The organism is Methylobacterium tarhaniae (assembly GCF_001043955.1).
Taxonomy (GTDB): Bacteria; Pseudomonadota; Alphaproteobacteria; order Rhizobiales; family Beijerinckiaceae; genus Methylobacterium; species Methylobacterium tarhaniae.
On the sequence record NZ_LABZ01000002.1, the window covers coordinates 1 to 26,927 of the forward strand.

Consider the following 26,927-nt stretch of genomic DNA (forward strand, 5'->3'; position numbering starts at 1 on the left):
CGCCACGGATGCTGGCCTGGTTGCTGTTAACGACGCAGAGGGTGTCGTTGCCGCTGCCACCATCCAGCAGCGTGGTACCATTGCCGGTGATCAGCGTGTCGTTAAAGGATGAGCCGATGGCGTTCTCGATCGAGACCAGGCGATCGCCGCGGGTCCCGTCGAAGGTCGCCTGAGCCTGCAGGTCGATGACGATGGCGGCGCCGGAGGTCTCGTAGCTGACCGTGTCGGTACCGCTGCCGCCGTCGATGACGTTGCTGCCGGAGCCGCCGTCCAGGACGTCGTCCTCGTTGCCGCCATAGAGCGAGTCGTTGCCCCCATCCCCCCGCAGCGTGTCGAAACCGTTGCCGCCGGTCAGCCTGTCGTCGCCGTCGCCGCCGCTGAGGAGATCTTCGAAGTCGCCGCCGTCGATGTCGTCAGTGCCCCCGCCGCCCTCGACGGAATCGTTGCCCTGATGAGTGTGGATCACGTCGTTGCCGGAGCCGCCATAGACGGTATCGTTGCCGGCGCCCGCGCCGATCACGTCGTCGTCGTCTTCACCGTGGATCTGGTCGTCGCCGTCTCCACCGTACAGCGTATCGTTCCCCGAGCCGCCGACGACAATGTCGTGGCCGACCCCGCCCTCGACGTAATCGTTGCCCTGATGAGTGAAGATCCTATCGTTGCCGGAGCCGCCATAGACGGTATCGTTGCCGGCATCCGCGCCGATCACGTCGTCGTCGTCTTCACCATGGATCTGGTCGTCCCCGTCTCCGCCGTACAGCGTGTCATTGCCGGAGCCACCGACGATGACGTCGTGGCCGACCCCGCCCTCGACGTAATCGTTGCCCTGATGAGCGAAGATCTCATCGTTGCCGGCGCCACCATTAATGCCGTTGATGCCGGCACTACCGTGAATCGTGTCGTTGAAGTATGAACCGACTGCGTTCTCTATCGAAAATAAATTGTCGCCTGCATAACCGTTCCAGGTCCGCTGGGCGTTCAGGTCGACGACCAGCCCGATCGATGTGTATGCGTAAGAGACCGTATCGATACCCGCGCCGCCGACGACGTTCCGTTCGTCGGGGCCGCCGTACCAGACCACCGTGCGCCAGTTCTCGTTGCGGCCATTGACGACGAAGTGCTCCGCCGCGGCCTCCAGATTGGTGCCGAAGGCGGCCTGCAGGTCCGAATGGGCATTCAGATAGGCGGAGGCGTCGAAGGTCGTCGGCCGCAGGCCGTAGTCCAGCACGTGCTGGTGCAGCGCGCCGAAGTTCCTCCCGAAGGCTTGCCAGAGATCCGGGTAGGAGGCGAGGTAGGCGTAGCTGTTGAACTGCGTCGGCCACCCCTCGCGCCTGCCCGTCTCGATGTAATGCCGCGAGGCGGTGGTCGGATCGACGCCGCCGAGTTCCTCCTTCAGGCCGGGATTGGCGGCGAGATATTGCCGGTAGTCGAACGTGGTCGTGCGGCCCTCGCGATAGCCATACTCGATGTAGTGCCGCAGCGCCTGTTCGGGATTGTTGGCGCCGAGCTGGTCGGCGAGGTCGCCGTTGGCGGCCACGTACTGGGTGGCGTCGAACCGCGTCGGGCGTCCTTCGTTGCGGCCCTGATCCAGGTAGTGGTTCACCGCGCGGTCGCGGTCGATCCCCCCGAAAGCCTGGGCTAGGCCGGGATTGGCGGCGAGGTACTCCAGTGCGTCGAACGTGACCCGGCGTCCCTCCGGGATGCCGTACTCGATCATGTGCCGCTCGGCAGCAGCCTTGTCGCGGCCGAAGGACTGTTGCAGATCGCCGTGGGAGGCAAGGTACTCCATCGCGTTGAAGTCGACGAGTTTGTTCAGGCCGAGTTCCAGGGCCCGCTGCAGCGTCGCGATCCAGCCAGCGGAGAACGAGCTCTCTGGGGAGTCCGCGATCACGCTGTTGATCAGGCTGGTATTGGCGAGATACTTCTTGAAATCCTGGGCGACCTGAAGGTCGAACGAGAGCCGCGTCAGCCCTTCCTTGTGCGAGGCGGCGTAGGCCCGCCGCGCGAACAGGTCGCCGCCGACGGCGTTGGAGTTGGTGAAGACATAATCGACCGATCCTGCGATCAGGCCAGTCATCGACTCTTGGCTCGCCACGAAGTCGCCGTTGACGCTGTAGATCTTTCTATTGCTGTCTTTATCTATGTACATCCCAAGAGAAAAATCTGTATACTTATGATTGAGGTCAATCCTCAGATTGGATCCTGTGTAGGTGTCATTGACATGCTGTTGAATGCTGCCTGCCAGGGTACTGGCGAGGGTGATGAATTTCTGGTCGGCATTATCGCGGATGATGGGCTGGCTCGGCTGCAGCAAGCCATCTGCCGTGGTCTGCATAGCCATATGGACCTGCCGGTCGTCATCGGCGAACGCGTTGCCCGCCATGGTTCCGAGCGTTTGCCCAATGAACGACCCGATCATCGGGCCGATGATCGGCAGGCCCGTAAGCGTCCCGATATAGGCTCCCACCGCCGACGCGGCCGATCCGAACAGGGAGGCCTGCTCGTTATGGGGGCGCACGGCCTTCTGCCCGAGCTGCGAGCCGAAGAACCCGCCGAGGCTGTTGGCGACATTCGTCGCCATGTTGACCGCATCGAAGCCGGACAGGAGGTTCAGGTTCTCTCTGACGACAGTACTTGGCACCTCCATCACGCCGGTCATCATTGCAACGTTAGTGAGGACTTGATTGGTGACAGTGTTGCCTACCGTGCTGAACAAGCCCCGCTCGAAGCCCTGCAGGTTGAGTGCGTCGGCGATCTCGCCAACGAGAACTCCGCTGAGAGCGCTCAGCGCCTGGACCTTCGCGTTGCCAACGAGATCCTTGCCGAAATCCTTGAAGGTGTCGGTGACGGCCGCCTCGAGCGGAGAGACATCGTGTCCGTCGAGAGACAGGAGCGAGAGGTCGACACCCTTGTGCAGCAGCTCGCCGACGTTCTGTAGCAGGGTCGAGGTGATGGTCGCGCTGCCGACCTGGGCGAAGATGTTGCTGCCACCGATGGCATGGCCGAGCACGCTGCCGAGGGTGCGGCCGGCCTCCTCGCCCTGCAGGGTACCGGGCGCGTACTCGATGCCGATGATCTTCTTCTCAGACGGGACGGTGCTGGTGCCCTGGTAGATCTCCTCCCACACGACCTTGTCCTGCGGGCCGAGCAGTTCCTCGCGCGGGATGGTCTTGATGCGCTTGACGAGGTCGGTGGTGCCGTTGCCGTCAGTGTCCCGGCCGTGGATCGTCTCGCTGACGCCGCCACCGAGCTTGTAATCTGCCTTGTCCCACTTTCCGTCACCATCGGTGTCGGCGAAGACGACATCGGTGGCGCCCTCCGGCACGAGGTCGGGCAGCGAGGTATTGTGCACCCGTAGGCCGCCGGCGATGTAGGTGTGCAGGTCCTCGACCTCGAAATTGTAGGTGCGCCAGCCCTCGCGGACCTGCGACTTCAGCGCCGTGCCGCCGTCGCTCGGATAGACGACCTCGCTCACTGTCTCGAACAGTGAGGCGGTCTCCGGGCCGTAATGGTAGGCCCGCGCCGTCGGGATGGCAGCCTCGACGGCCTCGGCGGCCGGCGTCGCCTGGCCGAACAGGCGCAGGACGACCGGCGCGAGGGTGGCGTGTGCTCCGGCCTGCGTCGCGAGGGTGAGCGAGTCGGTCGTCATCGTGCGGGGGTCCCAAGTCGGATGTGAGGGTGGACGAGGTCGTTCGGGCCGAGCGCTCCCGTTGGGTCCGACGCATAGCGTCGGCCCCCGGGCAGCGCGGGGTGATCGAGAAGTCGGGGCGGCTGTGCCGCCGGCCTGCGCCGGTCCGGCGCGCTCAGTGCGGAGCGGGCGCGTCTCCGAGGACCGCGAGGGTCTCGTGGGCGTAGATCTCCGCGCCGCCGAGCGGAGCGATGACCTGCATCACCCGCACGGTGTCGCCGGAGTGCCAGTCGTCGAGGCTGAGTTCCGCCGTGGTGGCGCCGGCCTCGAGCCGGGCCGCCACCGCCTCGGAGACGCGGGCGTAGAGCACGGCGGCGGCCGGCTGGTCTCCGTCGTAGAATACGCGGATCTGACGCAGCAGGATCGGCGCCATCACGAGGTGCTCCAGGTCGCCGACCGGGATGGAGCGGTGCGCGCTGCTGCGGCTCATCAGCCAGACGATCTCGCCGAAGACCGTGGCGATGGTCTTCTCGCTGCCGTCCGGGACAGCGTGAGGGGAGGCGTGATCCGACATCGGACCCTTCTGGTCAGAGATGGGAGCGCGCGGATCGGACGGGCCGGGCACGCGGGTCAGGGTTCGGCGCGGGGCGAGACTCCGGCCGGCGTCAGGCCGACAGGGCGCTGACGACGCGCAGCCCCTCGGTCTCATCCTCGGCGACGAGGTCGCGGATCCAGGGCGGGCAGTAGGGCACGCCGTTGGCCTGGACGATCCAGTTGCGGGCCTCGTGCGTGTCGAAGGGCGTGGCGCCCTCCGGCCAGTTGCAGGCGTCGTGGATCGTACCGTCCGGGGTGCGCAGGCGGCCGTCGGCCAAGGGGGTGATGCCATGGTCGGCGAGGTGCTGGGCGAGGGACTGGGCGGGGGCGAGTGTGTCCTTAATTATGACGGACGGTAGGGGGATGCCGGCACGCACGAGGGTGCGGCGTTCTGGTGCCGCTTGGTCAGCGATGGACTGGTCGCGGTAGACGACGCTGACGAGGGCGTCGTTGGCCTGTCCAAGCTTGGCGCCGGTGCGGGCGCGGATGATCGTGGCGTCCCGCTCGACGAGAGTACCGTCGTCGCGCAGGATGCTGGCGATGGGGGCGAAGCGGTGTTGGCCGCTGGCATCAACTTCTCCTGTGAGGAAGATGTGACCAGGAGTGCAGCGCAAACCTCTAACGTCAACAACGACGTTAGTGATATTTGTATATATATTTTTTACTTTTTTTGTAAAAATTTGTGAAATTACATCAGAATATGAGTCGAAGCTTTCTACATAATCTCCCTTCTTTATGTTTTGTATTTGTATAGATTTTCCTTTGCTTATAGATACATCTGTTCCTGATAAGAAGCATGATTTATTAATAAACTCCAATAGACTGCCTTCAAATTCTAAGCTGGCGAATCTTGTTATTCTGCCATCAGTAGAAACCTCCCCAAAACGCCATGGTATTTCATTAATACCTGGTATCCCATCTATCCCGCGGCGTATGTTATCTTCCACGTTTTTGAATTCACGAGGATTGTTTACAAATTGTGATTGATTTTTTAAATACTCGCGCACGTCCTCAAGTGTCGGAGGGTGATCAATCTGCAAAATAGTGCCATCAGATTTTCTAAGTATCTCACCGGTTTTTTTGCTAACAATAGGATGTCCAGATAGAAACTTTGTAAAAGAAGAAAGGCCGCCAGTACGATTTGACCAAGAAAGAAGATGCCCAACAGCCATAAGTTGATCTTGATTTGTGGTATCAAAAACACCAGCATTTCCACCCCACGCATTCTTAATAGTATTGATTGTATCATTTACTGTTTTTGCGGCATCGAAAATATGCTGTGCGTCCACGTCTGATATGCGTGCGCCGTACGGAATGATAACCTGCTTTGAGATTATATCCATCTCCGCCTTCGAGAAATTTTTTCCCGAAGTCGATAGGCCTTTTGTAGATGCCCGATCTAGATAATCATTGGCCTGTTGAGATGTTATGCGTGAACCAGCCACAGCATCTTGTAATGCGCTGCTAAATAAATCTTTTGCTGCCTTGTTGGCCGCAACATCTAGCTGGGACATGCCAAATGAAAGGCCACTTTTTGCGTTAGATACCACGCCATTGAACCTAGTATCTTGGAAAGCACCATTTCTCTGATAGTATGTACCTTCTGTTGATCCAAGTATATGGGCAGATATTAGGAGCGAAGATAGGGAGTTATTGAATTCCACGGCTTTTCTCCTTAGTTTTCTGCCTCAAGCAATCTTCTAGCAACGCCGTCTAGAAAGATTGTTCTGTACGCAGTTTCATTTCGTAAACATTCTTGAACAAGAGGAGCTTGTATAGTGCCAGTTGGATATACATATTTTGGCCATTCACAGTTTTTATTAATATATTCTAGCCATTTTAATTCTGATTTTTTAATATATATTTTTGTATCAGGGTTGCTTAGTTTTATAACTTTATTATATACGATATTTAGATTTTTATCCCACGCACGATATTCAATATTTTGACATTCAATCATTCCAGATAATGTCGATTTACTAGCATCTTCAATGCATGAATTATAAATTACTCCTATACATTTTCTCTTTTCATCCAAATTTGCATTTGCACCTTCTAAACATTTTGATATTTTTATTGATTCTACATCCAATTCAGTGGCAAAAGACGATCGATTTACGGCAATAATTAGCATCACGACAGCAAAATAAACAAATCTATTTGACTTATATGCTGTGGGGTATTTATAATTAGACCTCATAATATCTCCTTTGGTTGTGTTTATGCAGATCCATGTCGTATTTATCGCTCCCTCGCTGCCTCCTTGATCGTCCGCGAGATCGGCGACAGCAGATACTTGATCACCCGCCGCGCCCCGTCCGGATCTCCGCCGACACCCGCATCCCCGGCTTGATCGCCTCGCGCCGCCCCTCGACCTCGATCCAGTCCTGCGCCAGCGCCACCTTCGCCGGATAGGTCAGGGCCGCCTGTGCCTGTAGCACCGGCACGCTCGTGCCCTGCGCGCCCGGCGCGCCGCGGCCCGGGCCCGCCACCGCGGCGTCGCGACCGAGCCGGCGCACCCGGCCCTTTACCAGACCGTAGCGCGTGAACGGGAAGGCCTCGAGCTTCACCTCCACCTCCTGGCTCTCCGTCACGAAGCCGATGTCGCCGTTCTGCACCTGCGCCTCGAAGTCCTACTGCCAATGACGAAGGACGTGCCGTCGATGTGGCGGGCGACGACCGGGAGCGGAAGGGCCTTCAATCGCCGGATCGACGACCGGCCAGCCCATACCTTGTAGCCATATGCACGACTGGTCCGTACCAAATCATCCATGTCGGATACGCATCATGGCTGAATTAATTCGCGCTGAGCACACTGTATATTAAACGGATTGCCAGATGCGCCGAAGCTATTGGCGAGGATCGTCAACCCTGAGTCGCAGAATCAATCTTCTGTAGACATTTTTTGCTCATCCATCAGACTGTCTACATCAGCATTTTTACACATAAAAAGCTCAGCAAAAATCTAACAACCTTTCGGCAAAAAAGGGCAACATCCATGCCCCCAGGTCAAGTCGTAATGGCAGGGAATCCTGGGTTGGGGGATGAGGTTGGGCGGCTGTGTTACTCTGATGCAACTCCCTCCGCACGCAGCCGGATGAGGGCAGTCCGACTAGCGCGAGCTATGCACGAACAGATGCATCCGTAGGGGTATACCCTAACGGATTTTGAGCGTCGTTTGGGTCAGCTTTCGACTCGTTGCTGATATCCAAGCCTGTTCAAGGGGCAAGATAAGATACGAAACCCTTCGTCCATTCGACGTGTCCATCCTCGGTCCGCCTCCAGGCTACCACAGCTTCGATCGGGTATGGTCCGGCGAAGCCGCCACCCGTCTGGCGGAAGGCGGCGTGATAGACTGAAGGATCGTCCTTACACGTCGCCATGTCTCCGAAGCCCTGAGCGACCAACGCTGTCTGAAGGGCGTCCGCGTCGCTCCCTGGGGGGAACAGGGCGGCGAGGCGCGAGGTGAGGTCCGGCGACACGGCCTCGCTCATGGAGGCGAAGGACGGCGACGTCGGCCGCGAGCAGCCCATGCTGGCCCATCCGCTCCCAGCGCGCACGTCCTGCAAGAGGGGTGGTGTCGCCGGAACGAGGGGCCGCCTCGATAGGTGAATTGCCAAGAGCGGGCTGCCGACCAGCATCGCCGACACGAGCAGGAGACCAGCGCCGAGCGCGAGAACGAGTGTGCGACCCTTCATCGGATGAACCTGCATCGAAAAGCGCCCACTTCCCACCCATTACGGATCGAAGGCGCGGTGCTCCCAGGTCCCTTCGTTATTCCGGCCGTCCATAGGGGCATACCGCAGCGGACAGCCCTTCGGCACGCTGAGGCGGCGTCTGCAAGGGTGGGTTCAGATCAAAGGATGACACGCTCAGCGTACAACAACCAAACGGACAGCGCGGCATATTGTGTGGTTGGGCGTCCCATTTAGGCCTGGTCTACTGCATCGGTTCAGCCATGCGCAAAGCTACTCAGTATGTGTCACGTTAGTTTTCGCAAATACCCATAGCTGCTAAAAATACAAAAACAGGCGATTTTCCAAAAATTTTTATAATGTAGTAATGTGTGATCGTGTTATCTCTCAGATAATCGCTCAAAAACAAGCGAAAAATCGTAATAGGTGTAACATGAATATAATAAAAAAGTATTTTACCTCGATTTTTGAGAAAATAAAAAATTTTATTAGAAACAGAAAGTTAGTAGAACCGTCGACTTTTGGTTTGTTTTGTATAATCATATGCGGTGCATTCATGATAGCAATATGGGCGCCATTCTCTAGAAATTTGATTTACATGGATTTAGATGGTGTGTATGTTCGACTTGCAGCTACTTATTCGTCGGCTTTGTGTGGGCTATTTTCCTCTTTGCTCTGGGCGCGTGCAGCTGTTCGATCTCACGACGTAGGATCAAATGTTGCTGCGGCTGGATTTACTGGTGCTGCTGTTTTATTTACTTTAGGAGCAAGTTCTAATCCAGAAAAAATAGATAAATTAGGTAATATTTTATTCTCATATTCGAGATATATAGGTATTTATTTAGGAATATTATATATATTGGCATTATTTGCTGACGAAGTTTTGAGATGGAAAAACGAATATTTTCCATCTAATACTTCAAAATCTTTATATGGCAATTATTGCAAAAAATATGGCAAAGACAATAAGACATTTTCTTGGCCTTATTTTTAGCAGTCAATTATATGTGACATGAAAATATGCGAAGAATTTATATATTTTTGTGTATATCATCAATTAGATAAAAATAGCCAAAATAATCTGCTTTTAAAAATATGGGATCGACGTTCATCAATGCATATTTCCGAAATCGACGGTCGATTATACGTTACGGGACTGAGGTAATGGGAGTGTCACGAGTGCGTCCCTGATCCGTAGGATCGTCTGACGGCTGGTCTTGAATGCCCGTGCCAGGGCCGACACACTCGCACCCTCCCCGAGCTGGCGAGCGACCTCCGCGCGCTGCTCGCCACTGAGACTGGCCGGACGGCCGAGCCGTCGGCCTTCCGCCCGCGCCCGGCTCAACCCGGCCTGGGTCCGCTCGATCAGGAGATCGCGCTCGAATTCCGCGACCGCGTTGATCACGGCCATCGTCAGCTTGCCTGTCGAACTCGTCAGGTCGACTCCACCCAGCGCCAGGCAGTGGACCCGCACGCCGAGTTCCTCGAGCCTGGCGACGGTCGCGCCCACGTCCATGGCGTTGCGGCCGAGCCGATCGAGCTTGGTCACGACGAGGACGTCGCCCGCCTCGAGCCGATCAAGCAGGCGGGCGAACCCGCGGCGCTGCCCGACTGCGGTGGATCCTGACACGGTCTCGGTCACGAGGCGGCGCGGCTCGATGGTGAACCCGGCGGCCTGGATCTCGGTGAGCTGGTTGTCGGTGGTCTGGCCGGGGGTCGAGACGCGGAGGTAGGCGAAGGTGCGCGGCATGAGGCAGATTTGTCCGAAAACCTTGACCGGAACTGGACACATGTCCGGAACTCGCGGAAGCTAGATTTTGAACAGGTCTGGCCGTCCTGTCCAGAACCGGTCGGTTCCGGACAGCCCTGGCAGGCAGCGTCGCTGGTTAGAAGGCCCCACGGACAGCCACCATCATGGCCTCGTTGCGGACCTCGCTGAGGGTGATGGCATCGAGGGGACGCGCGGCACTCTGGTTACCAGCGCCATTCAGCGAGCGAAGAATTCCGCCATTTATCGCTGAAGGTCACACGGCTGGACGGGTTCGGCCCTTGTTGGCAAACACATGTTTTCCGTGCAGCCAAGCTTGGGAGGCGGAATGACCGCTTGGGGCGGATTGCGGACATAGCTGCTTTCTGGTTGGCATCCGCTGACCAGGAGGCAAGGCATGGATCGAACACGCGACTTCACTGTCCAGGACGTCCTTGATCTCGACACCTTCGACGGCTCATGGGCACCAGGGTTCGTCTTCTCGCCTAAGGGCGACTACCTCGCCTTCGTCGTGCAGCGGGCCGCTGCGCAGGGCGTCTGCCACCAGCGCCCCTTCCTCATGGGTAACGACCGGGGCGAACTCTGGCTGGCCAATCTGGCCTCGCATGAGGTTCACCCCCTCGCAGCCGACGTCGCGCAAGGGCTCGGCTTCTTTGCTCCCATGTGGTCGCCGGACGGGCGGTGGATCACCGCCGCGATGGTCGACGGCACGGCCATCCGCCCTGTAGTTGTTGACGTCCACTCTGGCCAGCGCACCGTACTTCTGGAGCGCAACGTCGCCATGCGCTTCGGGGCGTCCCCCTGCCTCTGGCTCGATACAGACCGCGTCCTGTGCGCGGTGCTGCCCGACGGGCTGCTCCCTATCGCCGCCGAGACTGAGACCCGCGCCCCGCGCCGAGCGATTATAGAGTGGTCTAAGGCGCGGGCGGGGCGGGAGCCGACGGCAGACGTGCTGGACGTCATTCCAGGTGCTCCAAAGGGGCTGACCTACCTCGATCCCGAGCCTGTCTTCGTCACCGTCGCTCCCTCGGACGGGTCCGCGACCCCGCTACGCGACGACACGGTCACACCGGAGATCGCGGCGTTCCGGCAAATGTTCGTCCGCATCCCCTCGGAGAAGCCAGAGATACCATCGCCCGCGACGTCCCCTGCCTGGGCCACGGCCATGGTGTTGCCCGAGGGCGCGCGGCTCGTAGCCACTCACGAGGCAACGGGTCGGATCGCCTACCTTGTCGAGGATCAGGAGGGCAGCCGCATCGGCATCGCCACGAGGGACGGTGCGCCCGACGAGTGGGTCTTCGAGACCAACACTCACCTGCGCCGCGTTCGGGTCGGGACAATACAAGATCTCGACGGCGCGTCCGTGGACAGTGCCCGGCCGACGACTCGGCTGCTGCTCCCCCCGGGCCACGAGGACGGCGTCCCCAGACCGGCAGTGGTCTGGGTCTATCCAGGTGCAACACCGGGGCCGATCGTGCGGCGTCCCTTCAAGCTCAACGACGCCAGCCCGCTCAACCTGCACCTGCTAGCTGCGCTGGGCTACGTGGTGATCCAGCCGAGCATGACGATCCCCGAAGGGGAGGAACCGCTGGACCTGCTGTCCCTCCTGGCCCCGGCCGCCGAAGCGGCGATCGAGGCGGCCGTTTCGGCGGGTTACGTCAACCGCGAGCGAGTTCATGTGATGGGCCAGAGCTTCGGCGGCTACGCGGTCATGGGCCTCCTCGCAACGACGCAGGCGTTCCGCTCCGGCATCGCGATGGCAGGGTTCTGCGACCTCTTCAGCTTCTACGGCGCAGGCGACCCACGCTTCCGCTACGGCGACCCCCAACATCTGCTGTTCAGCGCCGCGTGGTCGCCTGAACAAGGTATCCGCTTGGGCAGTCCGCCTTGGATCGATCCGGAACGCTACGTGCGCAACAGCCCACTCCTGGCCGCTGACCGTATCCGAGCGCCGCTGCTGATCACCCAGGGCGACCAAGACTACGTGCCGATGGGGCAAGGGGAGGAGATGTTCTCGGCTTTGCGGAAGCTGGGGCGGCGGACACGGTTCGTGCGCTACTGGGGGGAGGGGCACGTCCTTTCGAGCCCGGCGAACATCGCGCATCTTTGGGAACAAATCCAGGAGTGGCTGGCCGATGTCGATCTCACGACTACACCTGTGGAACTGGGAGAGCATCAGGTCTGCTGAGGGTCGAAAGCGGCTCCCATGAACCGCCCGTCAGCGTCGGGTCTCAGCCGACATACCTGACTGACCATCTTGGATGTCGGAAAACACATGTTTGCCGTGCAGCCAAGCCTGAGTTGCGGAATGACCGCACGGGGTGGAGAGCGGTCATGTGGTAGTCGCCCGAAAGCCGACCTCGGGTTGCGCACCGTGGCCGGACCATGCTCAGTCGAAGGATGGACGAGCGCACGACCATCGCAGACCTAGAACGTCGTCTCGCGGCTGCGGAGGCGGATCTGCGAGCGAAAGATGACGCACGCATACGGGCCGAGACCGCGCTGCGCGAGAGCGAGGAAAAATACCGCCCCCTGTTCGACTCTATCGACGAAGGCTTCTGCCTGCTGGAATATGTCGACGATCCCCAGCGCGCGTCGGATTACCGCTTCTTGGAAGTGAACGAAGCGTTCAAGAAGCACACCGGGCTGATCGATGTCGTCGGCAAGCTCCGAAGCGAGGTGAGTCCGGACACAGAGGATTACTGGATCGAAACCTACGCCGAAGTGGCTCGAACCGGCGTGGCACGACGCGTTGAAAACCACCATGAAGAAACTGACAGGTGGTACGAGGTCTTCATCTCTCGCGTCGGTGGGGAAGGAAGCCGGCAGATCTGCCTCGTTTTCAGGGACACGACGGAACGGACACGCGCTGAGAAGGTCTTGCGCGAAAGTGAGGAGCGGCAGGCGTTCCTGCTGAAGCTGAGTGATGCCATCCGGCCGGACATGAAAGCGGACGCCGTCGGCGCGCTCGCCACGCGCATGGTGGCCGAACACCTGGGCGTGGACCGCTGCTACATCGCCCGGTTCGCGCGAGAGGAGGAGAAGGGCTGGGTCGGCCCCGAGTTTCGCTCCTCCGGGTTGCCAGCGCTGACTGGCGAGTACCGCTTCGCGGACTTTCCCGAAATCATAAAGCGCATGGAAACCGGCCCGCTCGTCATCCGCGACGGGCCCGCCGATCGCAGCCTCGCCGAAGCCGACAGGCAGTCCTACCAGGCGCTAGGGCTTTGCGCCGTACTCACCGCCCCGTTGCGTAGGGGCGAGGGCAACGCCGTCTGGTCTTTGACAGCGGCGGCGACCCAGCCGCGCGACTGGACAGACGGCGAGCTTAAGTTGCTCGAGGATGTAGCGGAACGCACCTGGGCGGCCATCGAGCGCGCCCGTGCGGAAGCGGCGCTGCGTGAGAGCGAGGAGCGGTTCCGACAGTTCGCCGCGGCCTCGGCCGCGGGCTTGTGGATCCGGGACGCGGACACCCTGGCGATGGAGTTCGTGAGCCCTGCCGTCGCGAAAATCTACGGCGTGGACGCCGACGCCCTGCTTGGCGATGTGGCGCGCTGGGCCTCTCTGATCGTACCGGACGACCGCGACGCTGCCCTGAACCATTTGAAAGTGGCGCGCGCGGGTGAGGCCGTAGTGCACGAGTTCCGCATACAGCGACCTTCGGACGGCGCCTTCCGCTGGATCAGGAACATCGACTTTCCGCTACGCGACGACGGCCACATCCCCCGCATCGGCGGCATCGCCGAGGACGTGACCGAGGCCAAGCTCGCCACCGAGCACTCTGCTGTCCTGCTGGCTGAACTCCAGCACCGGGTGCGCAACATCATGGCGATGATCCGCTCGGTGACGCGGCGCACCGGCGAGCGGGCCGTCACCGTGCCGGACTACGCCGAGCTGCTGATGGGCCGCCTGCTCGCCCTCGCCCGCGTGCAGGCGCTGCTCACCCGCGCCGCGAACGTCAGCGTTGGCATCGCCAACATCGTGCGCGACGAGGTGAGCGTGCAGGCGCAGCACGAGGGACAATACGACCTCGATGGGCCGGATGTCGCGCTGTCGCCCAAGGCCGCTGAGGTGCTGACGCTGGCCGTGCACGAGCTGGCCACCAACGCGCTCAAATACGGCGCCCTGTCCGTCGCGGATGGCAAGGTCACCGTCCGGTGGTCCGTTGTCGAGAAACGTAGCAGCCCATGGCTCGTCTTCGACTGGACGGAAGAGGGTGCCCCCGAGCGCCCGCAGCCGACCCAAGATGCGCCCCGTCGCCGTGGCTTCGGCAGCGAGCTAATCGAGGCGCGTGTCCCCTACGAGCTGCGCGGGCGTGGCAAGATGACGGTCGAGCCCGGTGGCGCCCGCTGTCATCTGGAGTTCCCGCTCAAGGAGGGCGCCAGCATCCTGGAAACAGGCGCACCGCAGCGCATGACAGTCTTCGGAGGAGCGCTCGACATGACGGGTGGACCCGATCTCACGGGTCGCCGTGTCCTGGTGGTGGAAGACGACTTCTATCTTGCGACGGACGCTGCTCGGGCGCTCGAAGGCGCGGGCGCGGAGGTTGTCGGCCCGTGTGCGAGTGAAGAGGATGCGCGCGCAGAGCTGGATGAGCAGCGGCTCGACGCCGTTGTGGTCGACATCAACCTTGGTCCGGGCCCCTCGTTCAAGCTGGCCAAGACACTGAAGGACCGCGGCATCCCGTTCGTCTTCACGACCGGGTATGACGCTGAGGTGATCCCGGCCGAGTTCGCGGGCGTCGAACGGTTGGAGAAACCGTTCCAGCTTCGACAGATCGTCGGTGCCGTCGCGAAGCTCACGACGGCGGCATAGCCCGAGAGCGGACCTTCCCAGGGTCTGCAACGGGTCGTCAACAGACCCATGAAGTGCCCGTCGGCGTTAGGTGTCAGCCAACACGCCCGACTGGCCGACTTGGAGGCCGGAAAACACCTGTTTTCCGCACGGCCGAGCCCCATATGCGGAACGACTGCATGGGGTTTAAGTGCTGGCCCTAATGGCAACTCGCGCCAACCGGGCGACGAGGGCCAGATCGAGTGTCCCGGCCGGCTGCGCGCTCAGCGACGACCGCCATCGGCTCCCGGCTTCATGGCCCGCTCGACAGCCTCCATGGCGCTCTCGAAGGCTTTGGCCTCGCTACGGTGGGGCCGGTCGGACCGTTCGATCAACTTACCGCTCCGGCGGATCGCCCACTGGAAGTTTCCCTCCGGCTTGGGCAGTGGTGAAACCTCGATGGAGTAGGGATGCGGGACTTCGTTGGCCATGGGCGCGCTATGCCAGGCTCCACGCGGTCACACCATAGCCAAAACGACGTGGGCCCGTTTTTGTGGATTGGTGATCAGCTTGGAGGCGATGAGTCTGCCAGCATTTCGGCCTTTGCTTCGCGGCGATCCTTGGTCCGATCTTCCGGCTCTCAGGCGTCTTGGTGACCTTCGTGGACGAGTCCTTCAGAGTGGCAAGGCGCTCGCGCAGGACAGGGGGGAGCATCGGAGGAGCTTCAGGAACACCAGCATGATAGTGCTGCAATGCTACAATGCTGTAGCTCTGTGGTGCTTCAGTGCTGATGAGGAGGCTGGGCGTCAGAGGTGTGTGGCGAGGCCGATCACTTGGCCGCCCACCTTCGTGAAGGGAGAGGGCGCGCTGCGAGTCTGATCTGCAACGAGCGGGCCAAGCTGTCTACGGTACATCATAAGCCATTGACTTACGTAGTCCATTGGCTTACACATTCTCATGTCCAAGCCGCTTCACACCGTCGTCGAGACCCCCGACTACCTCGCCGACGCGAAGCGGGCGGGCATGACCGAGGCGGAGCGCCAACGCTCGATCAACACCTACGCCATGACGCCGGGCTACGGCGATGAAATCCAGGGCTCCGGCGGCTTTCGCAAAGGTCGGGTCGCCGGCCGCGGCAAGGGCAAGTCGGGCGGTTACCGGGTGGTCTCGATCTACCTCGACGAGACGATCCCCGTGTTCCTCGTTGCCGTCCTCAGCAAGGGGGATCGCGAAAACTTCACCGATGCGGAGGTTGCCGAGTTCAAGAAGGTGGCCACCGCAATCAAATCGGCTCACCGGCGCAGCAAGAAGCGCTGACGAACCGGCAACCCTCCGCATGGTGTCTCCGATGACCGACAGCTTCACCCGCATCCTGAGCGGCGCCAAGAGCGCCTTGGCCTACATGGAGGGCAATCCTCCCGAGGGGACCGTTGTCCACGTCCCGGAGGATCTGGACGTGGCTGAGATCCGGACCAGGACCGGACTCGCTCAGCCGGCCTTTGCTGCGACCATCGGCGTCTCGTTGCACACCCTCCGGAACTGGGAGCAGAAGCGCCGCCGTCCGGAGGGGCCTGCCCGCGTGCTCCTGGCAATGGTCGAGAAGCGGCCGCAGGTGGTGCGGGAGATCCTTGGCGAGGTGGCCTGATCGCCAGCCTCCGACTGCTATCGCCGGATGAGGCTGGCGTCACCGGAGCGGAAGATCTGATGACGAAGTTCGGCGAAGGCGAAGTGGATCGACGATCGAGCTGCGACCGGGCGGAAGGAGTGCCATCAGCTCGGCAGCCGGTAGCGCGAGAGGCAGCTTCATGCTCGCTCCGGGGCGCATCGGTATGGGGCATCGTGCTGTGATGCGGTAGCATTGTAGCGCTACAATGCTACCGCATCACAGCGCGACGACACCATACGTTTGTAGTGCTTTCATACTGTGGCGCTTACCTGCTATGATGCGACAGCATCACAGGTGAGACATGCGGACCCTGACACTCGTCACGCAGAAGGGAGGCGTCGGAAAAACGACGCTGGCGGCCTCCCTTGCCGTTGCCGCGGCACAGGCCGGCGAGAAGGTCGTTGCCCTCGATCTCGACCCTCAGGGGTCGCTTGGTGCCTGGGGCGACACCCGCACGGCCGACGCACCTGCGGTTGATCGGCTGCCCCCCGAGCGGCTTGGTGAGCTGCCCGCCATCCTCGAAGCACTAAAGGCTGAGGGCTATACCGTCGCGATCCTCGACACTGCGGGCGTGTCCTCGACTGGCGGCAACCTCGCGATGCAGGCCGCGGATCTCGCCCTCGTGCCGGCTCGTCCCTCGCGCCTCGACCTACAGGCCACGATGCCGACCATCGAGACCCTGATGCGGCTCGGGATGCGGGATCGGTTCGCCTTCGCACTGAACCAATGCCCGCCCGGACGGTCATCCCGGGCGACAGAGGCAGCCAGCGGCTTGAGCATGTTCGGGGTCCTGGCAGAGCCACCGCTGGCGCAGCGTGCCGACCATCAGGACGCTATCGCTGCCGGGCAGGGCGTGACCGAGTTCGCTCCGGACGGGAAGGCAGCCGAGGAAATTCGGGCGCTGTGGGCGTGGGTGGATCGCAAGATGAAGGGCAACCGGGCATGAGCAAGCGACCCTCCCTGATTGGCGGCCTCACCCTGCCGGGTGCCGAGCCCGCCGCGCCCAAGCCCGAGGCTCCCGCCGAACGGGCGGCGCCTGAGGCCCCTGCGAAGCCGGCCGGCCGGCGCCCTCGCCCTGAGACGGTGCATACGTCCATCTACCTGCCGCGCGAGGTGCATCGCCGGCTGCGCGAGATAGCCTTCACCCGCGACGTGAAGGTGCATGACGTCATCATGGAGGGGATCGACGCCGCGTTGCAGAAGCACGGGCACCCGTCCGTCGAGGCGCTGAAGGGCGATAAGAAGGGCTGATGCCTCGGCGCCAGAACCGCTACAGCACCAAGGCGCTAGAGAGCTGTAGCACTACAGCACTAAAGTGTCACAGACCGACAGCGTTGGACATCGCCTTCGATAATGGTCGTTCCCGAAAGCGATGGAGCGGGCATGGCCTGATATCCGGCAGCCCGCTCAGGGGACGTCGATCGCGAACAGGTCGAGTTGCTGTGCGCTCACCTGTCGGCGCCGTTGTCGCCGAGCTACGAGTCGAGGAGCAGGATCAGGCTGGACGAAGAGCGGCAAGGCTAGACGAGGCTTCCCGTGCAGCACCGCTCCGACGAGCTGCTCGCCCTCTGTCCGATGGAGCAGGTAGAGGACATGGGTCGGTGTCCGCAGGATCTCCTGTCGCAGGGGTTCCGCAGACGGTAGGCAGGCCAGTGCTGCCAGGAGGCACGGTAGTCCTGCCGCAGCAATCTCCATCGCCTCGAACTCAATCTCGCGCAGGCCCCAGCGCTGGCGGGCAACGCCGGCCGTTGTGGACGGGAAGGGGTTGGCCGCGAACGCTGTCGCCTCGTCAAGGACGAAGGCTGCGAGACGGTCGCGCTCGGCCATAGCACTGACGCGCAGCGCATCGGCGAGTCGGCGCTTCTCCTCTGGGATATCCCTCAACCGCTGCCTCGCCTGGCTCACCGCCAAGCGGGTGAACAGCCATCAGGCCATCTATCTCGCGGCCTCTGAGGTCGCCAACCCCGCCAAAGTTTGACGAACCGTTGCCGTTCGTGCCGAATGGCTGATTAAGGCGGCTCGCATCCCGCGAGTCGCTACCAGGATCACCGCCGCGACAGCAGCCACCTGAAAAAGCAAGACCCCGGAGGCCTGCCAGGGCCACCAGGGTCTAGAGCCCCGAGGGGGCCGGTCCGAATGCGTTGCAGCACGGATCATCCCCCGAAATCGCTGTGCGAGTCAATCTGAAAGCCACGCTTTCGGAGACGGGCTCGGCTTGCCTGTGACGGACCGCCCGACCGGCGGCGCCGAATGCTGACCCGCGGCCCGAGAGGGCCGAACGATGACGCACGCCTATGCCCGGGGTGGTGGCGAAATGCCTGCTCCCATGGGATTTGATGAGCCGCACCAACGGCGTGAGGTGGTATCCAGCCGGGCTGCCTGGTGCCCCGACAGTGCTGGCCCGTACCGGCTGCCGGCCGGTGTTCGCGATCGGCTGTCGGCTGCCTTGGGAGGCCGGAAGAACCGAGATGCGGCCTTCGCCCTCGCGGTGTTCCTGGCTCGGTTCTGGAGCAGCCCCAGGCGGCTCCTATGTGCGATCCCGGTCGACCGGCGGGCCCTGGCCGAGCACGAAGCCCTTGGGCTCACGGAAGCCCGGGTGCGGGGTGCCCTCGCGGTCCTCGTCGAGGTGGGGTTCCTGGCGCGGTACGAGCCCGAGGCCGGCAAGAAGTACCAGCGCACGGAGGGCGGCCTTCAGCGCAGGGCGATCCTGCACCGTTTCGGGGAGGAGTATGCCGTCGCGTTCACGGCAGCGAATGCCCGTGCTCAGGCAGTCCGTGGAGCGCCAGCGCCATCCCGCAGGTCAGTACCCTCGCGTCCCCAGCCCCAACGGGCGCCAGCGCCCAACGTCGCCGCCCCCAGGGCCATGCCCGCACCCCAAGTCGCCCAAAAGCATTCCCTAGGCGGAAGCCGTGTGATTATGGGCGAGAAGGATCAGCGGAATCCAACGACGGTCTGCGGAGGACTCGAAGCCGCATTGGAGCGGCTGCGTCGAGGTGTGTACTCATGAACCGGTGAGGGGTTGGAACCGTCACAAAGCTCTGCCGAGAGGCAGGGTCGCGGGCCTGGCAGAGCCTCACCCTACTGGGGTTGAGATTCGCATCAACGGGTTTGAGCCAGATGCCCAGGCATGTACCCGCAGCATGCGGGTCACAGGCTGCGTTCGTTCAACCGGACGGGGTGCTTTAGCGTGAGCGCAGCCGCGCTATCGCACCGTCATGGCTGATTCACCGTTGAGCTTCAGAGCCCGAGAATCCGCTCGGATTTGGCAGCTCACTTCCGAGGAAAGACGATGCTGGCCTGAACCGCGAATCCGCCGCGGCGGCTCATGATTCCGACCGGTTCGCACCCGCGCTTTCGAGCCGTTCGGCGCAGATCGCTGCAACGCATCGCTGCAAGGCGCTCACCCGCTCGACGAGCCAGGCCAACTCCTCGCCGGTGATCTCGTAGTGCGGGGAGTAGCGCGCATCGACGTAGGCGCGGTTGAGGAGGGCAAAGCAGCGCCGAGCGAATTTCGTATCGCGTGGCCAGACCGGGACCAGCCGGGCATCGACGCTTTCGGCCTGTGACCGCAGCTTGGTCAGGCGGTGGAGCTTGGGGCTGTAGAGCGTCAGGACCAGCAGGACGCAGTGGTAGAGGCTCTCGGTCACCTGATGCAGCAGGAATGCAGCCTGCCGATGGTGACCGTCAGCGATGGTGCGGGTCGCCAGACCGAAGAAAATGTCTGCGTTGGGCAGCCATTGATCGAAGTGCCGCTGCGCCTCAGCCCGTACCGCTTCGGGGGTGAGAGGTTGGGGTGAGGCAAGGGGAAAGCCCGGTGCCTCGTGGAGCATGATGCCGTCGCGCGCTATGTCGACGAAGAACGGACGGCCCTGCGCCAGCTGGTCGTTCACGTCCTGCAACGTGTGCACGATCACGTTCACCGGCGTCGCCAGTCGACCGCCCAGGCTCAGCTCCTGAAGCAGCCGCTCCTCGGCCTTCTCCCACGCCTCGTACGGCTCGGCGAAGCGGGCATCGTTGACGACCACCAGCAGGTCGTAATCCGACAGGTAGCCGCTCCCGCGATCCTCGACCCAGTCGCCGCGGGCGTAGGACCCGAACAGGACGAGCTTCAGGATACGGCCGCGCCGGGCCTTGTCCGACAGCTTGGTCTTCTGCGCGTCCTCGAACTCCTCGAACAGGATCCGCACCGCGTGCTGCAGCTCGCGGCGTTTGCGGTCCGGCAGGTGGGCGAGCCGTTCGGTATCCATCGCGTCCTGACCGTTCAGTGCGGCCCCTTCCATCCCGCCGGATCGAGTCCGCTTTGACCCAGCGCCATCACCAGGTTCTCGTCAAAGGCGAGCCTAGCGAAACCTGATCCGGACCGCTGCACCGCCTGCCTCTGATCCATCCATCAGCGCGGCCCTTTCCCGTACCACGGGCCCGGCGCTGGAGCAGCGATCGGACCCGAGCACGCTGCACTCTTCTCCCAGGATCGCGCGCATTGTCAGGCCCGATCCGCCGGCTTGGCCGGGGTCCATTCGGCGAACGCGGTCTTGTCCTGGGCCCGCTGAATGCGGGTCATCAGCTCGTCGAGCGCTTCGGCGAACCGCCGCTCCTTGCCGGCCGCCTCGAGCAGCAATCCGCCGAGGATGATCTTGCGGCGGGTGTCGCGCTTCCTCCCCTCCTGGGCCGCCCGCGCGTCGAGCTGTTGCAGCCGGTTTTGGGCCTGCGCGAGCCGGGTGCGGGTGGCCTCGGCGGAGGCGGCCTGGGGCGCCGGCATGCGGATCGGTCTCCTGACGAACGGTCACGCTCCTTGCGGTGATATCAGGCTGTGGTAACCCTGGAAAGGAGTGGAAGGGCGCACTTGAACATTGCTATCGCAATGTAAGCGCTAACGTGCCCTCCTCCTGCGGCAGAGGCCTGGGAACGTAGCGAACGTGGCGATCTACCACTTCAGCATCAAGCCCGTCTCCCGCGCTGTTGGCCGCAGCGCCACCGCGGCCGCGGCCTACCGCGCCGCCTGCCTCATCGCCGACGAACGCACCGGCGTGATCCACGACTACCAGCGCCGCACGGGGGTCGCGGCGAGCTTCATCGTGGCGCCGGACGGAGCGGCCTGGGCGCAGGATCGCGCCGCGTTGTGGAACGCCGTCGAGGCAGCCGAGCGGCGCAAGGATGCCAAGGTGGCGCGCGAGTACCAGGTCGCCCTGCCGCACGAGCTGACGCCTGAGGAGCGCGCCGGCCTCGTGCGCGACTTCGCCGAGCGGCTGTGCGCCCGCTACGGCGTCGCGGCCGATGTCGCCGTCCACGCGCCCGGCCGCGAGGGCGACGAGCGCAACTGGCACGCCCACATCCTGACTACGACGCGGGCCGTGACCGCCGACGGGCTCGGAGCCAAGACCCGGGTTCTCGACGTCGCCACGACAGCGCGGGGCGAGGTCGTGGCGCTGCGGGCGATCTGGGAGGAGTGCGCCAACGAGCATCTCGCGAAGGCCGGTCATGCGGTCGCGATCGACCGGCGCTCGCACCTCGATCGCGGGATCGAACTCGCCCCGACCGAGCATGTCGGGGTGCATGCGAGCCAGATGCAGCGGCGCGGCAAACCAGGGGTCGATCGGGTGGCGCTCGATGCCGAGACCGCCGCACGAAACGCAGACCTGATCGCGCGCCGGCCGGAGGAGGTGCTGCGCATCCTCACCGACGAGAAGGCGGTGTTCAGCCGCCAGGATATTGCCAGGGCGCTGCACCGCGCGCTCGATGACGACGCGACCACCTTCCAGAACGCATTCGCGACGGTGATGGCCTCGCCGGCTCTCGTGACATTGCAGTCCGAGAGCACCGGTCCGCTCACCGGCGAGGTGAGCGCGGCGCGCTATACCACGCACGAGATGCTGGCGATTGAGACCGGGATGGCGCAGGCCGCCGGGCGGATGCAGGTGAGCTATCGGTACCGGGTCGAGCCGGGTCATGTCGCGGACGCGATTGCGGCGCAGGACGCGGCGATCCGGGCGAGCACGGGCGAGGCGTCGGCCGGGTTATCGCCGGAGCAGCGCGAGGCGATCCAGCACGTCACCGGGCCGGAGCGGATCGCGGCGGTGGTGGGGTTTGCCGGTGCCGGCAAGAGCACGATGCTCGCCGCCGCGCGGACTGCCTGGGAGCGCCAAGGCTACCGGGTGCACGGCGCCGCGCTGGCGGGCAAGGCGGCGGAGGGATTGGAGGAGAGTTCGGGCATTGCCAGCCGCACCCTGGCCTCGTGGGATCTCGGCTGGCGCAACGAGCGCGGGCTGCTCGGAAGCGGCGACATTCTGGTGATCGACGAGGCCGGGATGGTCGGCTCGCGCCAGCTCGCGCGGTTCGTCGCGGAGGCGGAGGCGCGCGGGGCGAAACTGGTACTGGTGGGGGACCACGAGCAGCTGCAGGCGATCGGCGCGGGGGCGCCGTTCCGGGCGATCGCCGAGCGGATCGGGCACGCCGAACTCTCCGACATCCGCCGGCAGCGCGAGCCGTGGCAGCGCGCAGCTTCGGTGGCGTTCGCCAGCCATCGCACGACCGAGGGCCTGCAGGCCTACAAGAAGGCCGGAGCGATCGAGATCGCGCCTGATCGGGCGCAGGCCGGGGCGGCGATCGTGCGGGACTACCTCGCCGACCGGGAGCGCCGGCCGACCGGCTCACAGGTGGTTCTGGCGCATCGCCGGGCCGATGTCCGGGCGCTCAACGACAGCATCCGGGCGGCTTTGCAGAAGCGGGGCGCGCTGGTGCAGGGCGAGGAGGCGGGGGAGCGGGCATTCACGACCAACGACGGCGAGCGCCGGTTCGCGCCGGGGGACCGGCTGGTGTTCCTGGAGAACGACCGGGCGCTTGGCGTGAAGAACGGGATGCTGGGCACGGTCGAGGCGGTAGCCGCGGGGCGGATCGTGGTGCGGCTCGACGGGGCGGAGGAGCGCCGGGTCGAGGTGGCGACGGACGCGTATCAGGCGCTCGACCACGGCTATGCGACGACGATCCACAAGAGCCAGGGAGCGACGGTGGACCGGGCGTTCGTGCTGGCCTCGACGACGATGGACCGTCACCTGACCTACGTGGCGATGACCCGCCACCGCGAGGCGGTGGAGCTCTACGTCGACGGGAGCGAGTTCTGCCCGAACCAGGACCAGCGTTGGGTGCGCCACGAGACGGTGTACGGGGCTCTGGAGGCGCGTCTGTCGCGCTCGGGGGCGAAGGAGACGGTGCTGGACTACGCCCCGGCGTTCGCGGCGCGGCGGGGGCTGGCAGAGCGGCTCGGCTTGCGCAGCGGGATCGTGCTCGCGGCAGGGCCGGTCCCGGAGAACCCGGCGCCTGGCGAGCCGTCCCACCGGGATCTGATCGCCGAGCTGCGGCGTGAGCCGACCTCGCCATCAGCGGAGCCGCCGGCACCGGTCGCGAGCGCGGTACGGGCCGGGACGCACCAGCCCGAGACGCCGCGCAGCCCCCGGTTCGCCGGTCTGCGGCTGCGCGCGCCGCCGCCCATGGCGCGACCGCTGGAGCCGGAGAGGCAGGAGCCAGTGCAGGAGCCGGTCGCCGACCCGCTGGCCGATCGGCTCCGGTCGCGGTCGGACCTGGAGCGGGCACTGGAGCGCTACCTGCAGGCCCACGACGCGCGCGAGCGGCAGGCTCGGGAGGGGCTGCCGCGGCTGGAGAGCCAGCGTGAGGCGCTGGCGGCGGCCGGGCTCGGGCTCGACGCGGCGCAGGCCGGGACACAGGCGACCTTGAAGGAGGCGCTGCAGCGCGATCCGCGGGTGCGGCAGGCGCTGGAGGAGCGGCCGGGCCCGGGGCGGGTGGTGGAGCTGATGGCGGGTCTAGAACGCGAGCGGGTTCGGCAGGCGCAGTTGGAACTGTCGGCCGAGGCCGCACGCCAGGAGCAGCTGCGCCGGGAGCAGGTGCGGCAGCTGGAGCTGCGGCGGGCGCGCGGCCTGGGTCTCGGTCGGTAGGGAGCACGAGGACGGCATGCGGGACGACGGACACCACGATAGCCGATCTGGGAGTATCGCGGGCGTGGCTCCCGATCCGGACGCGGGGGAGGAGGGCGACGCGGCTGCGGCCTTCGAGGCGTTGCGGGCGCAGGTGGAGGCCCTGTCCGGGCAGCTGACGACGATCGGCCGAGGGGTGGGAGCTGTGCTCGACCAGCTCGAGGCGCAGGGAGCGCCGGTCGACTATCGGACGGATCTCGGGCGCCTGGTGCAGGGGCTCGATGCGGTGAGCGACCGCCTGCTGGCGGTCGAGCGGGCGCCGGCTCTGCGGCAGGACGCCGGCAAGATGGTGGAGCAGTTCAACGAGCAGAGGCGGATCCTGGATCGGGTCGACAGCCTGATCGACACCCGCCAGGCGCGTGAGCGCGAGCGGTGGCAAGCGAGGCGGCGGCGGACTGCGTGGCTCGGGGGTACCGGCGCGGCGGGGATCCTGGTGGGGGTGGTTCTGACGCTGGCGGTGCCGCGGTTCCTGCCGTTCTCGTTGGCGGAGCGGACGGCGGCGACGGTGATGGGCGAACGCACCTGGGATGCGGGCACCCGCCTGATGGCCTTCGCCAACCCTGAGTCGGCCGAGTGGCTCTACGCGGCCCAGGAACTCGTGCGAGCGAACGCTGCGACGGTGGCGTCGTGCCGGGCGGCTGTGGCGAAGACCGGACTGGAGCAGAGCTGCACCCTGGTTGTGCCGGTGCCGGGCCGGAGCCTGGAGATGATCCGCCCCTGATGGGTCCAGATTGACATTCCTACTCTGGTCCTCAATCTCCTTCTTGGAGAGTCTTCGCCGGAGCAAATCCCGCGAACACTATGTCTGATAAATGACATTATCATATGTTAAATTATGAGGGTAGGGCGATATGGTTGCCGCCCAATCGCGTTGACTCGGCGCCTTCGCCTGCTAAGGTTGGATCGGCTTACAGGCAGATTTGTTATCGCGTATCGCGATATATGAAACAATGTCAGGCGGCGTTTGCTCTCCGACTGACGATCATGGATATGGGACATTATGGGCTGATGGCCTACGCATAGGAGTGCCTGTAAGCCGCCACCTCTCGTAGAAAAATGCTGTCACAACTCAAATCAGCTTCGACAATCGATCGGTTCGCTGCGGCTTTAGGTTATAAGCCAGCCGCATTAGCGTTCATTCTCTTCAAAATGACTGATGCGGAAAAGTATCAGACATTTACAATTGCTAAGGCATCTGGTGGTGTTCGGACAATTCATGCACCAACTGAAAAGCTAAAACGCCTTCAGAAACGGCTGGCAAATGTCCTCGCTGATTGTCGGAAGGAAATTCACGATAAGAAGCCGTTATCAACACTTTCCCATGGATTTGAGCCAGATCGATCCATATTTACAAACGCTTGGGCGCATAAAAACAGAAGATATGTTCTCAATCTGGACCTTGAGGATTTCTTTCCTACTATTAATTTTGGTCGGGTCCGCGGGTATTTCATAAACAATCGAGATTTTCAACTCCCGATCAAAGCAGCGACGCTCATAGCGCAGATTGCATGTTTTCAAGGGAAACTGCCTCAGGGCAGCCCAAGTTCACCTATTATTTCTAATTTAATCGCACATCTACTTGATGTACGTATGGCCCGACTGGCCAAGTCTAATACATGCACATACTCGCGCTATGCAGACGATCTGACATTTTCAACAAATCAAAAGCAATTTCCGCCTGACATTGCGACCCAGGTTCCCGATGAACCAGGAAACTGGGTTTTAGGCAATCGATTGACTGGCGAGATAGTGCGTACAGGATTCACTATCAATCATCAGAAAACGCGCATGCAAAGCCGCCCAAGCCAACAACTCGTTACAGGACTCACTGTAAATGAAAAGGTGAACATTCGCGCTTCGTATTATCGCCATGCTAGAAAGATGTGCAGTTCGTTTTTTAATCACGGTGTATATTATAACGAAATGGAATTTGTATTTGGAGTAGAAGGCCCTCGACCAAAGCTCATTGATACTCCAAGCGTTTTAGAGGGAATATTAAGTCATATTTACCATATTAAAAACTTACAGTTAACGCGCTCAACCGAACCTGAAGAACTTAAGCAGAAGAGCAACAAAATCAAATATCCAGCATACCGCCATCTATACAAAAAGTTTTTGTATTTCCGTCATTTTATAAATCTAGACGCTCCTTTGATCGTTTGCGAGGGGAAGACGGATAATATTTATTTGAGAAGTGCTCTTAAGGCACTATATCCGGCCTTTCCGGTTCTAGCAGATGTCAAAAAAGGGGAGTTGCGTTCAAAAGTTAAATTCTTAAAGCATTCTCGTATAGAGCACAACATTCTTGAGCTTAGTGGCGGCAGTGGCAATATTGCTAATTTTATTGCGCATTATCGAGGTGCGGTTTACAATTATAAATATAGATCGATGAAACACCCGGTGATTGTTCTGGTGGATAATGATTCGGGACAAAAGGGAAGCGTATTTCCTCAAGCAAATAAATTGAATGGAAAAATCGATATCAACTACAGTAGCAAGGAGCCATTTTATCATCTTTGTCATAATTTATATTTAATTAAAACGCCTGAGATTGGTCTGACGGGAGAATCATGCATGGAAGATTTGTTTGATGCCGCTACTTTAGCAACAAAAGTAGATGGTAAAACTTTTAATCGCAAAGATGATAAAGATACTTCGACTCAATATGGCAAGATGGTTTTTGCTGATAAGGTAGTGAGAGCTAATTACGACAAAATAGATTTTTCACTTTTTGTTCCACTACTTGAGCGTATTACAAAAGTAATCGCTCATTATAAATCTAATCCGTCAGCAAGCGCCTCTTCACATGTAAAATCTTGAG

Annotated in this window: 20 protein-coding genes and 1 pseudogene; 10 read left to right on the top strand and 11 right to left on the bottom strand. The window is 61.9% G+C overall.

The features are described from left to right. The 5 genes from VQ03_RS30795 to VQ03_RS00140 form a co-directional block, all read right to left on the bottom strand. On the bottom strand, positions 1-3,649 hold a 3,649-nt coding region (locus VQ03_RS30795), incomplete at its 3' end, for a calcium-binding protein (protein WP_053078331.1). 154 nt (positions 3,650-3,803) lie between these two features. Further along, positions 3,804-4,202, bottom strand: a complete 399-nt coding sequence (locus VQ03_RS33565) for a toxin-activating lysine-acyltransferase (protein WP_048448817.1) — start codon at positions 4,200-4,202, stop codon at positions 3,804-3,806. Between the two features lie 91 nt (positions 4,203-4,293). Then, on the bottom strand, positions 4,294-5,886 hold the full coding sequence (locus VQ03_RS33570; protein ID WP_167376032.1) for a Hint domain-containing protein: 1,593 nt from the start codon (positions 5,884-5,886) through the stop codon (positions 4,294-4,296). An 11-nt stretch (positions 5,887-5,897) separates the two neighbouring features. Further along, positions 5,898-6,422, bottom strand: a complete 525-nt coding sequence (locus VQ03_RS31270) for a lysozyme inhibitor LprI family protein (RefSeq protein ID WP_083467660.1) — start codon at positions 6,420-6,422, stop codon at positions 5,898-5,900. A 100-nt stretch (positions 6,423-6,522) separates the two neighbouring features. Then, positions 6,523-6,840: a beta-barrel domain-containing protein gene (locus VQ03_RS00140; RefSeq protein ID WP_048448819.1), complete on the bottom strand. Its 318-nt coding sequence runs from the start codon at positions 6,838-6,840 to the stop codon at positions 6,523-6,525. Positions 6,841-8,515: 1,675 nt separating this feature from the next. Here VQ03_RS00140 and VQ03_RS32480 point away from each other — a divergent pair. Beyond that, on the top strand, positions 8,516-8,911 hold the full coding sequence (locus tag VQ03_RS32480; protein WP_157063873.1) for a hypothetical protein: 396 nt from the start codon (positions 8,516-8,518) through the stop codon (positions 8,909-8,911). Between the two features lie 147 nt (positions 8,912-9,058). On the opposite strand, the gene VQ03_RS00150 is transcribed toward VQ03_RS32480, so the two are convergent. Further along, positions 9,059-9,667, bottom strand: a complete 609-nt coding sequence (locus tag VQ03_RS00150) for a recombinase family protein (protein ID WP_048448821.1) — start codon at positions 9,665-9,667, stop codon at positions 9,059-9,061. A 415-nt stretch (positions 9,668-10,082) separates the two neighbouring features. Between VQ03_RS00150 and VQ03_RS00155 the strand changes: the two genes are divergently transcribed. Together VQ03_RS00155 and VQ03_RS31275 are read left to right on the top strand one after the other, a co-directional pair. After that, the gene (locus VQ03_RS00155) at positions 10,083-11,873 is read left to right on the top strand and encodes a S9 family peptidase (RefSeq protein ID WP_048448822.1); all 1,791 of its coding nucleotides are present in this window, start codon (positions 10,083-10,085) and stop codon (positions 11,871-11,873) included. A gap of 236 nt (positions 11,874-12,109) precedes the next feature. Continuing rightward, positions 12,110-14,497 (top strand): annotated as a pseudogene (locus tag VQ03_RS31275) (PAS domain S-box protein); the annotation flags it as partial. Positions 14,498-14,739: 242 nt separating this feature from the next. On the opposite strand, the gene VQ03_RS31280 reads toward VQ03_RS31275, so the two are convergent. Continuing rightward, a complete protein-coding gene (locus VQ03_RS31280; RefSeq protein ID WP_083467662.1) occupies positions 14,740-14,946 on the bottom strand; it encodes a hypothetical protein in 207 nt (68 codons plus the stop codon). 466 nt (positions 14,947-15,412) lie between these two features. Here VQ03_RS31280 and VQ03_RS00165 point away from each other — a divergent pair, with 466 nt between their 5' ends. From VQ03_RS00165 to VQ03_RS00180, 4 genes are all read left to right on the top strand, one after another. After that, on the top strand, positions 15,413-15,772 hold the full coding sequence (locus tag VQ03_RS00165) for a type II toxin-antitoxin system RelE/ParE family toxin (RefSeq protein ID WP_048448823.1): 360 nt from the start codon (positions 15,413-15,415) through the stop codon (positions 15,770-15,772). Between the two features lie 31 nt (positions 15,773-15,803). Next, positions 15,804-16,100 carry a helix-turn-helix domain-containing protein gene (locus VQ03_RS00170; RefSeq protein ID WP_048448839.1) on the top strand — a complete coding sequence of 99 codons (297 nt, stop codon included), beginning with the start codon at positions 15,804-15,806 and terminating at the stop codon, positions 16,098-16,100. Positions 16,101-16,422: 322 nt separating this feature from the next. Then, positions 16,423-17,067, top strand: coding sequence for a nucleotide-binding protein (locus VQ03_RS00175; RefSeq protein WP_048448824.1), 645 nt, complete (start codon positions 16,423-16,425; stop codon positions 17,065-17,067). After that, complete coding sequence (locus VQ03_RS00180; RefSeq protein ID WP_048448825.1) at positions 17,064-17,372, top strand: hypothetical protein; 309 nt, start codon at positions 17,064-17,066, stop codon at positions 17,370-17,372. Before VQ03_RS00175 ends, VQ03_RS00180 begins: the two co-directional genes overlap by 4 nt. Before the next feature lie 156 nt (positions 17,373-17,528). Here the strand turns inward: VQ03_RS00180 and VQ03_RS00185 are convergent, their stop codons facing one another. The 4 genes from VQ03_RS00185 to VQ03_RS00200 all read right to left on the bottom strand — a co-directional run bounded on the left by VQ03_RS00185 (position 17,529) and on the right by VQ03_RS00200 (position 20,880). Further along, positions 17,529-18,005 (bottom strand): hypothetical protein, encoded by a 477-nt coding sequence (locus tag VQ03_RS00185; protein WP_245291906.1) that lies wholly within the window; start codon positions 18,003-18,005, stop codon positions 17,529-17,531. A gap of 643 nt (positions 18,006-18,648) precedes the next feature. Beyond that, complete coding sequence (locus tag VQ03_RS32485) at positions 18,649-18,834, bottom strand: hypothetical protein (protein WP_048448826.1); 186 nt, start codon at positions 18,832-18,834, stop codon at positions 18,649-18,651. Between the two features lie 610 nt (positions 18,835-19,444). Beyond that, on the bottom strand, positions 19,445-20,401 hold the full coding sequence (locus VQ03_RS00195; protein ID WP_245291907.1) for a HEPN domain-containing protein: 957 nt from the start codon (positions 20,399-20,401) through the stop codon (positions 19,445-19,447). A gap of 203 nt (positions 20,402-20,604) precedes the next feature. Then, complete coding sequence (locus tag VQ03_RS00200) at positions 20,605-20,880, bottom strand: hypothetical protein (RefSeq protein WP_048448827.1); 276 nt, start codon at positions 20,878-20,880, stop codon at positions 20,605-20,607. Positions 20,881-21,037: 157 nt separating this feature from the next. Between VQ03_RS00200 and traA the strand changes: the two genes are divergently transcribed. The 3 genes from traA (at position 21,038) to VQ03_RS31290 (ending at position 26,926) form a co-directional block, all read left to right on the top strand. Next, positions 21,038-24,067, top strand: a complete 3,030-nt coding sequence (gene traA / locus VQ03_RS00205; protein ID WP_053078332.1) for a Ti-type conjugative transfer relaxase TraA — start codon at positions 21,038-21,040, stop codon at positions 24,065-24,067. A 64-nt stretch (positions 24,068-24,131) separates the two neighbouring features. Beyond that, entirely contained in the window at positions 24,132-24,827 is a 696-nt protein-coding gene (locus VQ03_RS00210; RefSeq protein ID WP_157063874.1) for a DUF6118 family protein, read from the top strand. Between the two features lie 335 nt (positions 24,828-25,162). Beyond that, positions 25,163-26,926: a retron Ec67 family RNA-directed DNA polymerase/endonuclease gene (locus VQ03_RS31290; RefSeq protein WP_083467668.1), complete on the top strand. Its 1,764-nt coding sequence runs from the start codon at positions 25,163-25,165 to the stop codon at positions 26,924-26,926. Position 26,927: the final 1 nt, after the last annotated feature.